This is a genomic window from Methylobacterium sp. UNC300MFChir4.1 (assembly GCF_900110155.1).
Lineage (GTDB): Bacteria > Pseudomonadota > Alphaproteobacteria > Rhizobiales > Beijerinckiaceae > Methylobacterium.
Genome location: NZ_FOCS01000052.1, coordinates 1 through 11,452, shown reverse-complemented (window position 1 = coordinate 11,452; position 11,452 = coordinate 1). Strand labels below are relative to the sequence as shown.

The 11,452-nt window shown below is 68.6% G+C and carries 9 protein-coding genes and 1 pseudogene; 1 reads left to right on the top strand and 9 read right to left on the bottom strand.

Annotated features, from left to right (window positions below):
• The 9 genes from BMY19_RS29815 to BMY19_RS29775 all read right to left on the bottom strand — a co-directional run.
• The coding region (locus BMY19_RS29815) for a transposase (protein WP_139215744.1) at nt 1-222 on the bottom strand (222 nt) is incomplete at its 3' end.
• 406 nt (nt 223-628) lie between these two features.
• Nucleotides 629-1,429, bottom strand: a complete 801-nt coding sequence (locus tag BMY19_RS29810; RefSeq protein ID WP_100253854.1) for an alpha/beta fold hydrolase — start codon at nt 1,427-1,429, stop codon at nt 629-631.
• Nucleotides 1,430-1,569: 140 nt separating this feature from the next.
• On the bottom strand, nt 1,570-2,919 hold the full coding sequence (locus tag BMY19_RS29805) for an MFS transporter (RefSeq protein ID WP_020096251.1): 1,350 nt from the start codon (nt 2,917-2,919) through the stop codon (nt 1,570-1,572).
• Nucleotides 2,920-3,092: 173 nt separating this feature from the next.
• A complete protein-coding gene (locus BMY19_RS29800) occupies nt 3,093-3,899 on the bottom strand; it encodes an enoyl-CoA hydratase/isomerase family protein (RefSeq protein ID WP_020096249.1) in 807 nt (268 codons plus the stop codon).
• Between the two features lie 43 nt (nt 3,900-3,942).
• Nucleotides 3,943-5,502 (bottom strand): AMP-binding protein, encoded by a 1,560-nt coding sequence (locus BMY19_RS29795; protein ID WP_020096248.1) that lies wholly within the window; start codon nt 5,500-5,502, stop codon nt 3,943-3,945.
• The gene (locus BMY19_RS29790) at nt 5,495-6,028 is read right to left on the bottom strand and encodes a (2Fe-2S)-binding protein (RefSeq protein ID WP_042669571.1); all 534 of its coding nucleotides are present in this window, start codon (nt 6,026-6,028) and stop codon (nt 5,495-5,497) included. The genes BMY19_RS29795 and BMY19_RS29790 overlap by 8 nt, the downstream gene beginning before the upstream one ends.
• Nucleotides 6,016-6,879, bottom strand: a complete 864-nt coding sequence (locus BMY19_RS29785) for an FAD binding domain-containing protein (protein WP_042669572.1) — start codon at nt 6,877-6,879, stop codon at nt 6,016-6,018. The genes BMY19_RS29790 and BMY19_RS29785 overlap by 13 nt, the downstream gene beginning before the upstream one ends.
• Entirely contained in the window at nt 6,876-9,848 is a 2,973-nt protein-coding gene (locus BMY19_RS29780; protein ID WP_100253853.1) for a xanthine dehydrogenase family protein molybdopterin-binding subunit, read from the bottom strand. The genes BMY19_RS29785 and BMY19_RS29780 overlap by 4 nt, the downstream gene beginning before the upstream one ends.
• A 137-nt stretch (nt 9,849-9,985) precedes the next feature.
• Entirely contained in the window at nt 9,986-10,843 is an 858-nt protein-coding gene (locus BMY19_RS29775) for a helix-turn-helix domain-containing protein (RefSeq protein ID WP_020096244.1), read from the bottom strand.
• Between the two features lie 475 nt (nt 10,844-11,318).
• Between BMY19_RS29775 and BMY19_RS29770 the strand changes: the two are divergent.
• Nucleotides 11,319-11,452 (top strand): annotated as a pseudogene (locus tag BMY19_RS29770) (IS110 family transposase); the annotation flags it as partial.

Sequence of the window (11,452 nt, the reverse complement as noted above, 5' to 3'; positions counted from 1 at the left end):
CCAGATCCCGCGCTGAGACCATCTGTTGTAGCGGTTGTAGACCGTCGTGTGCGGACCGTAAGCGGAGGGCGTGTCCTGCCAGCGGCAGCCGACCTTCAGCACATGCAGAATGCCGCTGATCACTCGCCTGTCGTCGACCCGGGGCTTGCCCGGTTGGCCGTGCGGCAGGTGCGGCTCGATCCGCCCCCAGGCTTCATCGGAGAGCCAGAACAACCGTGCCATCGCGAACCTCCTGCGCTGGAAACCCCAATCTCAGGACGAAAACACGAGCAACAGCAGTTGGTTGTATGAGTTCCCTACCTAGGCCTCACACCTGAACGAACAAATAGCGCTCACCTCAAGCAGGCCAATGCCTGGCTTCCCTCGTGAGTATGCATGTGGCCGACGTTCGCTTTCATGACTTGCTGGCCGAAATTCGATAGACAGAAAACCACTCATCGAAGACGTTCACAGAAGTGCTTCGTGATGGAAAATGCTGGCCGGAAGCGGAAAGGCGATTTGCGGAAGTGCGGGACATATAGCGGACGTGGCGTTTCGGCCTCTCGCAGAATCGCGAACTGAAGATGTGCTTCTGTTGTCGGAGACAGCTCCGTCATTCATCATAGCGCCGTCAGGATTGTGTAGGTCCTTAGCCTGGTTCGTCTTTCAGGACATACTCGACGAAAGCCGAGATGAGAGCGACCGTGTCCGCGAAAGCTTCGCGATGTGGTTCATGACCGACACCCGGCATCTCACGGACTGTGAGCAGGCTGGGTGGACATGATCTGCGGGCTGCAGCGATCTGGGCTTGCGTCCCGTAGGCGTCCTCGGTTCCCTGTATAAGTGTCACGGGGACGGTCAGGCGTGTCAGCGCAGCCTCGATCGTCCATCCGCGCCGGGCCGGATCCAGCCATGCGTCGTTCCAGCCACGGAAGGCCCCTTCGACATCGGTGTGCCAGCGGCCGAGGCGGGTCCTCAAGAGCCCCCGCTCGTAGGCGGCTCGGGTTCGCCGGATCGCGGACAGCGTGACCTCCTCCACGAAGAAATGCGGTGCCATCAGCACACCGCCCCGCAGGCGGGCATCGCCTTCCGCCAAGGCGAGAGCGGCGATCGAGGCGCCGTCGGAGTGGCCGATCATCACGCCGCTCCTGAAATCTGCGGCGTCGAGTAACCGCGGGAGGACTGTGCGGGCCTCGTGCTCGAGATAATCGGCCGGGCGAGGCAAGGGCACCGGGCTCGACGCGCCATATCCCTGGCGGGAGACGGCCAGGACACCGCACTCTGTCGTTTGGGCGAGAGTCTCGGGCAGGGCGCCCCATTGCATCGCCGAACCGAGGCCTTCGTGGAGCAACACAAGCGTGGGGGCCACCTCCGGCTGTCGACCGACGAAATGATATTCCAGTCGACCATCGCCGAGATCGAAGAAGCCGGAGGATTGCAGACGAGCCATTTCATCGCTCCCACCGGGATTCGACCAGCACGTATCGTCCTTCCCTCGGAATAGGGAAGGACGGACTGGTCAAGGGCGTGCAGGCGGAGGACCAGCAGAACGCTCGCCCTGGGAGGTGGCTCCGCCTGCATGGGGGGCCGTCACGCCCGGTCGAGGTTGCCCTGCGTCTCCGGAGTGATAACGGCGCCAACGAGATAGACTAGCGTGACGCATGTCATCACGACCGTCAGCACCATCGGGATCTGCGTCGGCCCATCGGCGATGAGGGAGACGAACGTCGGCAGCATGCCGCCCAGCGCGAAGCCGATATTCCAGGTCAGGCCCGTCCCCGTGGCCCGTACCGCCGTCGGGAATTTTTCATTGAGGAAGATCAACAGCGGCGCGTAGCTGGCGTTGGCGATGAGCGAGAGAAGGAAGGCACAGGCCGCGACCCCCATGAGGCTCGTCGTGTTCGCCATGGTCAGGAAGAGAACGGGAAAGGCGAACAGGCGGATGACTCCCATCAGCAAGAACGACCGCTTGCGCCCGATATGCTGGCTCAGTTCGCCCATGCCGCAGGCGCCGATCGCCGCCGCCACGTTGGCGCCGATCAGGATCATCGAGGCGGTGGCGTTCGGTACGCCGTTCACGAGCTTGAGGAGGGTCGGCAGGTAGCCGGACGTGAGGTAGTAGGCCGCGCCGCCGCCGAAGGAGATGAGCGTCGCGACCGCGAAGCTTCCCCGGTTGGACGGCGAGAACAGCGAGCGGATCGGCGAGGCCTTCGTCGGAGCACCCTCCCGGAGCGCGGCCTTGCGGGCCTGCAGTTCCTTGAAGATCGGGGATTCCTCGAGGTTGCGGAAGAGGATCAGGCCGATCACCGAGGTCAGTAGGCCCGAGAAGAACATCACCCGCCAGCCCCAGTCGGCGAAGGCCTCGCCCGGCGCCATGAGCGAGACGAGATAGAAGACCAGGGAGGCCAGGAGGCCGCCGATGGCCGAGCCCCCGCTGCCGACCGCCCCGGACATCAGCCCCCGCCACCGCTCCGGCACAGATTCCGTACCGATCGTGTGGGATGCCGCAACGACACCGCCGACGAAGACGCCCTGGACGAGGCGGAAGAATAGGAAGATCGCGGTGGCGAGCCATCCGATCTGGCCGACCGTCGGCAGGAGGCCGAAGACCGCCGTCGACAGGCCGACGCCGATCACCGCCACCATGAGGGCGCGGCGGCGGCCGAAGCGGTCCGCATAGGAGCCGAACAGGGCGGAGCCGAGGGGCCGGATCAGCAGCGTGACCGCGAAGGAGGCATAGGCTCCGGCCAGCGACAGCATCGGCTTGTCCGCCGGGAAGAACAAGGTGCCGACGACCGGCGCCACGTAGAGCAGAATGAACAGGTCGAAGAGATCGAGCCCCCAGCCGAACAGCGAGGCCATGGCGGCCGTCGCCGTCTGCCGACCGGTGGGCCTGGCGAGGGCGGGGGGATCGGATGCGAAGGTGGCGGCGGTCTGCATGGGGTTCCTCCGGGGGATGCGGTCGTTGCCGCGGTGGGGCCGGTTCGGGCTCTGGGTCTGGATGGGAGCCATTCGGGCGCGCGCCGTCGTTTCCCGCCTGGGCGGGATCGAAGCGATGCGGTGAAGGTCACGGGATGGGGGGAGCCGCTATGCAGCCCCCCGGCGCGGCCGGGCTATGAGCCGGTGAAGCGCGGCGCGCGCTTGGCGTGGAACGCTTCGACGCCCTCGCGGAAGTCATCGGCCTGCCGCAGGCGGCTGTAGCAATGCCCTTCGAGCTCGATGGCGATGGAGAGGCTCGCATCCTCGGTGTCGTTGAGGAGCTTCTTGGCGGTGCGCTGGGCGATGGGGGAGAAGGCGCGCAATTCGTCGACCAGCGCGTCGGTGGCCTTCTCCAGGTCCGCGTCGGCCACGCATTCGGTGGCGATGCCCCAGTCGAGGGCCTGCCGTCCGGGGATGCGCTTGGAGCGCATCACGATGTCCTTGGTCCGGGTGATGCCAACGATCTTCTGGAGACGGGCCGAGCCGCCGGAGCCGGGAATCTGCCCGAGCTTCTGCTCGGGCAGGGCGTAACGGCAGGTCTCGGAGACGATGCGGAAGTCGCAGGCCAGCGAGATCTCGAAGCCGACGCCGAACGTATAGCCCCGGTTGGCGGCGATGACGGGCTTCGAGCAGCGGGCCGGCGCCGCCATGTTCCAGGCGAGCTTCGAGACGTGCTCGGGCGAGGCGTCGAGGAAGCCCTTGATGTAGCCCCCCGACGAGAAGTGTTCGCCCTCCGCCCGCAGGACGATGACCCGCACGCGGGGATCCTCGTCCAGCGCCTCGAACACCTTACGGATCTCGTCGCGCTGGGGCATCGCAATGACGTTCATGGGCGGCCGCGCCAGGATCACGTCGGCGCGCTCGCGCTCCGAGTCGATCTCGACGCGGAACCCGTCGAGGTTCGTCAGGCGCGGGTCGATGGTGTGGGTGTCGCTCGTCATGGGTTTGGTCTCTCGCTTGTGATTCGGAGTGGGGGCGGGACCGTCAGGCAGCCTCGTGACCTTCGGCATGGGGCTCGGCCCCGCCTTCCAGGACGTACTCGCCGGCCACGAGTTGGCGGCGCAGCAGCTTGCCGACCGGCGATTTCGGGATCTCGTCCACGAAGACGTAGCGGCGCGGCAGCTTGTGACTCGGCAGGCCGCCGGCCCGGCAATGGGCGTCGAGCGCCGCCGCGTCGGTGCTGCCGCTCCGCTTGATGAAGGCCGCGACGATCCGGCCCCAGCGCTCGTCGGGCAGGCCGACGACGGCGACTTCGGACACCGCCGGATGCAGGGACAGGCGGCTCTCGATCTCGACGGGCGAGACGTTCTCGCCTCCGGTGATGATCATGTCGTCCACCCGCCCGGTGACGTAGAGGTCGCCGTCGGCGTCGGCGAAGCCGGTGTCGCCGGTGAAGTACCAGCCGTCGCGGAAGGCCTTGGCGTCGGCCTCGGGGCGATGCCAGTAGCCCTCGAAGGCTTCGTCGCCCTTGGCGATGACGGCGATCTCGCCCTCCTCGCCCGGCGCGGCGGTCCGGCTAGGATCGCCCCCCAGGGACACGACACGTACCATGGTGTTGAGGCCCGCCCGCCCGGCCGAGCCGGGCTTAACCGCCGCCTCGTGGTTGATCGTGAAGGTGTAGACCTCCGACGAGCCGTAATGATTGACGAAGAGGTCCGGCCGGAACGCCTCGGTCAGGCGGGCGAGCAGGCCGTCCGTCATCGGTGCCCCGGCGAAGCCGAGCTTGCGCACGGAGGTCGTGTTCGTCGCCTGGAAATCCCGGTGGTGCACGAGGTCGTGGTAGAGGGTCGGCACGAGGTAGAGGTTGGTGATCCGCTCGGCCGCGATCAGCCGCAGCGCCCCCGCCACATCGAACCGGGGAAGGCAGACGAAGGTCCCGCCGATCAGCGACATGGCGAGGAGCGAGCGCACCCCCATCGTGTGGTAGAGTGGCATCACGCCGAGCGTGCGCTCGCCGCGCCCGTAGAGGTTTTGCGCTACATGGGCCACGGCCGCCGCGCGCTCCGCCCGGTGTCGCCGTGGGACCCCCTTGGGCTTGGCGGTGGTGCCGGAGGTGTAGAGCATCAGCGAGATCGCCTCCGCGTCGGCCCGGGGCGTCGCCGACGGCTCCTCGGTGGCGGCGAGGTCGGCGAAGGCCGTCTCGCCGGGGCCGGGTGGCGTGCCGACGGCGATGCGCGGGATCAGCTGCGATGCCGCGCTCTCACGCAGGCTCGCGGCCGAGACCGGTTCGTAGGCGATGGCGCGGGCTTCCGCGTTCTCGATCGCGAAATCGATCTCCTCGGCCTTGGCCCGCCAGTTGATTGGCGTGATCACGACTCCCGAGAATTGGCAGGCCCAGTGCAGGGTCGCCGCCTCGTGCCGGTTCTGAAGGACCGTGACGAGGTGGTCGCCGGGCTTCAGCCCGAGCCGGTCGAGCCCGGCCACGGTCGCGGAAATGACCCCGAACCACTCCGCGTAGGTCAGCCGGGTCTCCCCGTCGACGAGGGCCAGGGCCCAGGGATCGCGGGAGACGCTCGCGAGGAAGCTGGTGCCGAGATCAAGCATGGGCGGCCTCCGGGGATGACGGGGCCGGGATGTCGCCCCTGAGTTCCGCAGCCGCCTCCAGGGCGGCCTCGATGATCGGCGCGTAGCCGGTACAGCGGCAGAGATGGCCCCCGATCACTTCCGTGATCTCTCGTCGTGACGGATTCGGCCGGAGCGCGAGATAGGCGTCGAGTGACATCAGGATGCCGGCGGTGCAGAAGCCGCATTGCAGGGCGTGCCGCCGCCGGAAGGCCACCTGCAGCACCCCGAGGCGGCCAGGCTCCGGGGCCAGACCCTCGACGGTCCGCACGGCACAGCCCTCGACCCCCACCGCGAGGGTCAGGCAGGCCCGGGCGGGAACCCCGTCGATGGACACCGTACAGGCGCCGCAGACGCCGTGCTCGCAGCCGACATGCGTGCCCGTGGCCCCAAGCCCGTGGCGCAGGGCGTCGGTCAGCAGGGTGCGGGTCTCGACTTCGACCGCGGTCTCGCGCCCGTTGAGGGTGAAGGCGACCGTGTGACGGTCCTGCGCGTCTAGCTGTGGCATGGCACGGCCTCCTGATGGGTGTCGCCGCGGGCGACCTTGGCGGCTTGTTCCAGCACCCGGCGGCCGAGGCTGCGCACGAGGTCGCGGCGGTAGCGGGCGGTGGCGTGGAGGTCGTCCCCCGCGCCGAGGTCCCAGGCGAAGGCGTTGAGGGCATCGTCGAGCGCCGAGCCGTCGAGGTGGGGGAAGTCGCGGGCTGTGGGCCGGTCGGCGACGCCGCCGACAGCGAGCCGCATCCGGGTGCCGTCCACCACGGCGGCGCAGGCGACGATCGCGTAGTCGCCGTGTCGCCGCCCGATCTCAGCGAAGGCCGTGCCGGTGCCCTCCCGCCGCAGCGGATAGGCGATGGCCTCGATCATCTCGTCGTCGGCCCGGTCAGTGGCCATCATGCCAGCGAAGAAGGTCTCCGCCGCGACGCGCCGGACCTTTCGCCGGTTGCGCAGATGCACCTCGCCCTGGAGCGCCACGAGGCAGAGGGGAATCTCTGCGCTCGGGTCGGCATGGGCGACGGAGCCACACAGTGTCCCCCGTGCCCGGGTCTGGATGTGCCCGACCCACGGCAAGGCGGCGGCCAGCAGCGGCAAGTCCCGGGCGAGCCCCGGCCGGTCGAGCAGGATCGCCTGCCGCACGCCCGCCGGGATAACGAGGGCCCCCTTGTCGAGGCGAGGCTCCTTGAGAGCGGGGATGCGCATCACGTCGACGAGCACGGCGGGCTTCGTCAGCCGCATGTTGAGCATCGGCATCAGGGACTGGCCGCCCGCGATGATCCGGGCCTCGGGGCCGTGCTGGCGCAGGGCTTCGAGGGCGTCGTCCACGGACGTGGCGCGCAGATAGGCGAAGGGCGCGGGTTTCATGCGGACACCCCCAGACGCGCGAGGAGCCATCGCAGGGCGGCCGGGAGGCGGAGCCCGCGCTTGCCGGACCCGCCGGCTCGCCGGGCGAGGGCCGTGAAGAACCCGCCGATGATCACCCGCGCGGCCCCGTCGAGGAGGCGTCCGCCCACCGCCGCGACCTTGCCGCCCACCGCCGCCTCGTAGACGTAGGCGATCCGCGTGCCCCCCGAGCCGTCGGGCTCCAGGGTCAAACGGCCGGTGCCGCCGCCGCTGCCGAGGCCGCCCGTCACCGTGCCGGTGAGCGTCACCGCCCGGGGCTCATCGAGATCGGAGAGGATCACCTCGGCCTTGTAGCGACCCTTCACCGGACCGACGCCGAGGGTGACGTCGGCCCGGAACCTTGTGTCGGAGAGCTTCCGCACCCCATGCGAACCGGGAATGACGGAGGCGAGCACGTCCGGGTCGAGGAGCATCGCCCAGACCGTCTCCGGCGGGGCAGTGACGGTGGCCGCGCCGTCGCCGCGCAGGGTCCGGTCGCCCGCCTTCGCGGCGGCCTTCGCGGCTCGACCGGCCGGCGGCGCCGGCTCGTCGCCCCCTGCCGCGAGGGCGGCGAGCTTGGCAGGCGTCAGGGGCAGGTCGATGGCCTCGAGGTCGAGGGCGTCGGCCACCGCGTTGGCGAGGCAGACCGGCGTCGACATGCAGTTTCCCTCACCGACCCCCTTCGCGCCGAGCGGCGTGAAGGGAGACGGGCTCTCGACGTGCAGGATGCGCAGGTCCGGCACCTCGGTCGCGGTGGGCAGGAGGTAATCGGCGAAGGTGCCGGACAGGAAGGCGCCGTCGTCGCCGTAGGCGAGTTCCTCGTAGACTGCCGCGCCGAGCGCCTGCGCGAAGCCGCCGCGCACCTGGCCCTCGACCATGCCCGGGTGCAGTACGCGCCCGCAATCGTGCATCGAGACGTAGCGGTCGATGGCGATTTTCCCCGTGACCCGGTCGATCTCCAGGCCGCAGATGTCGAAGATGAAGCCGTGGCAGAGGGAGGAATTGATATGGTCCTCCGCGTCCGGAGCGGTCAGCTCCGGGGGCGTCCAGAACACCGTCTCGCGGATCACCGCGCCGAGATCCTCGGGCACGAGGCCCGGCGACCAGTGGCTCGTGGCGGCCACCCGCGCGAAGGGCAGGCTTGCATCCGGGTTCAATCGCGAGGCGATGCGCCCATCCGCGAAGAGCAGGTCCTCGGGACGTAGGTTCAGCTGCGCCGCCGCGATCCGCGCGAGCCTGTCGCGCAGGCGGGTGGCGGCGAGGTGCGCGACCCCCGCCACGGCGGCGGCGAAGCGGCTCGCATAGTTGCCGGAGGCAATGGACCATGCGTCCTTGGCGGTGTCGAGGTCGGCCGTGACCCGGACCTGCTCCATCGGGAGGCCGAGGACGTCGGCCACCACCTGGGCCAGCACTGTCCGGTGCCCTTGGCCCTGCGGCACCGAAGCGACCTGCACCGTCACCGAGCCGACCGGATCGAGGGTGATGGTGGCGGTCGATTGCGCGCCGTTCTTCGGCCCGGCCTTGGTGCGCTCCTCCGCCGTCAGGACGGTGGTGATGTAGCCCATGTTGGAGACGCTGGGCTCGACCGCCGCCGTCAGGCCGATCCCATAGAGGCGGCCCTCGGCGCGGGCGGCGTCCCGTCGCCGCTTCAACTCGACGAGCCCGCCATCCCGGGCGGCTTCGTCGAGGGCGCGCTGGTAATTGCCGGAATCGTAGAGAGCGCCTGTCGCGGTGCGGTAGGGAAAGGCGTCGGCCGGGATTAGGTTTGCCCGGATCACCGCGAAGGGATCGAGGCCCAGCGTCACGGCGATGCGCTGCATCAGCCGTTCGAGCGGATAGTAAACCTGCGGCCCGCCAAAGCCGCGCACGAGGCCGGTCGGGGTCTTGTTGGTGAGCACCACCCGGTTGCGTACGGCGACGTTGCGGATGGCGTAGGCGCCGGTGAGGTTGCCGTGCATCCGGTAGAGCGTGGCGGGTTCGGGCGCCCGCAGGTAGGCGCCGCAATCCTCGACCTGATCCCAATCGAGAGCGGTGACGCGCCCGTCCGCCTCGAAGGCGGCCCGGAGGGTCGTGACCCGGTTCGTGGCGGAGACGGAGGCCGAGAGGTGCTCCAGCCGGTCCTCGATCCACTTCACCGGCCGTCCCACGAGGCGGGCCGTGGCGGCGATCAGGACCGCGTAGGGGGCGACGCCCTGTTTCACCCCAAAGCTGCCGCCGGAATCCGGGGGCGTGCGCAGGCGCAGGCGGTTGCCCGGCACCTTGAGCGCCCGGGCAACGACCGCGTGAATGCTGAACGGCCCCTGGAAGTTCGCGAGCACGTCGTAGGAGTCGTCGGTGGGGTCGTAGGAAGCGACGACGCCGTAGGTCTCCATCGGCGAGCCGGTGTTGCGCGGGTAGCGCACGGTCACGGACAGGCTGTGCGGGCTATCTGCGAAGGCGACCTCGGGGTCACCGTAGCGGAAACGCCGGTCGCTCACGAGATTCGCGCCGACACCCTCGTGCAGGATCTCGCTGTCGGGGGCGAGGGCCGCCAGCGGGTCGACCACCGCCGGGCGGACCCGGTACTGAACCTCGATCAGGTCGCAGCCGTCCTCCGCGAGGTAGCGGTCGCGGGCGACGACGATAGCCACCGGCTCGCCGACATAGCGCACCCGGTCCACCGCGATGGCGCGGGCATCGACGGCCGCCCGCAGGGCGGGGACGAGACCGGTGGTGACGGCATCAAGGTCGCGGCCCGTGATCACGGCGGTGACGCCGGGCAGCGCCTTGGCCGCCTGGACGTCAATGGCGAGGATGTCCGCATGGGCGTGGGGCGAGCGCAGGATCGACGCGTGCAGCGTGCCGGGCCGCGTGCCGAGATCGTCGATGTAGCGGCCGAGCCCGGAGAGCAGGGCGGCGTCCTCAACGCGCTCTACGGACCGTCCGACATAGCTCGTTGACACGATGCCCAAGCCGCTTCCTCCACCGGACCTCTCGATGGGGTCCTTGTCGCGGGCAGAGTGACGGATCCGGGCGGGCGCCACGATGCCGAGGCATCTCGCGACTTACCCAAACGTCTCATTTTCGACGTGGCGGAGGGCCTTTGGCTTCACACGGCGGGTTGGCCGCTTCGCCGGACAATGCTGCGGAATACGCTTGGGGGCACGCTGACATGATCCCGGAAGAAGCGCGAGAAATGGGCAGGCGCGGCGAAGCCGAGGCGCGTGCCGATCGCCGCCAAGGATTCCTCGCTGCCCACGATCGACTCGACGGCCTGCTCGATGCGGATCGCGTTGAGGAAGACGTGGGGCGGAGCTCCGGTGGATTGCTCGAACAGGCGATAGAATTGCGCTCGGGAAAGGCCCGCCTCACGGGCCAGGGCCTCGATCCCCAACGTGGCACCGGGCTCGGCGCGCACTCGCGCGATAGTCCGCCGGATGCGCCAATCGCTGGCGTTGCGCCTGGCGGCGGCGCGGAGCGACTCGGCCTCCTCACGCCACGCGGTGAACCGCTCGATTACCGCGATCATCAGGCCCGACAGCAACTGATCCTGAATGTGCGAGGAGTGCGGCGCGTAGACCATCTCCGCAGCGAGGTCGTGCGCGAAGCGGCGGATCGTCGGGGTCACGCCGCCCAAGGGCTTTCCAAAGAAGCCAGGCGCCCCGCTCGCCGCCCAATTGCGCCGGAAGGCCCCCAGCCAGTCCGGCTCGATATAGAGGGCTAGGATCATCGCCTTGGCGCGGCGCGGATCATGGAGATAAGCGTGCGTTTCCCAGGCATTGACGAGCACGGCCTGTTCGTCGGTCAGCGCAACGACACGGTCCCCGACGAGGAACTCGGTGTCGTCCCCTTCGACCTTCAGAAGAACGTGGCAGTGCGGATGCGCGTGCCGAACAAGGCTCCGGTCCATGTCGAGGAGCGCCACGCGACCAAAGGTGCCATGAGCAATCTCGAGAGCCTCAGACATGCCTGCAAGTAGCATGATTCCGACGGCACAACCAGTTTCTGGCCGGCCGGCTGATCGCATAAAATACGCCGTGTCATCGCTCCGACGATCTTACGGGATAGCTGATTTCCGTTCCGAGCCTACCCATCAGTGCTATGGCACCATCGACTTTCAGGACATGCAATGTTCTCCGGCGCCAGTATCGATCGCTTCATTGCGGCAAACGACAGTTCCAGTTGATGCCGACACTGTCTGCTTGCCGCGAGGCAGGCAGCGCGCTCCAGCGGCGGGTATGGGCGCCAAGCCGAATGTCTGGTTTTACCCGCGATTGCGATCCAGCGTGTCGTAGTCTGGCCGATAATGGAACGGCTGCTTTGGAAATGGGGGGCAGAGAAAGCAGATGGGGTGGATGGCTCCCGCTCCGACTGACGGCATCTCGGTGCCAAGATGTGGTCGCTGTCGAAGCAGCAGCCACGCTCATGCAGGAGCCATCCCCATGGAGATCACCACCGTCGGCATCGATCTGGCCAAAAGCATCTTTCAGGTTCACGCCGTCGATGCAGCTGGGCACGTCGTCGTTCGGAAGGCGCTGCGGCGGGCGCAGGTCACGCCGTTCTTCGCCAAGCTGCC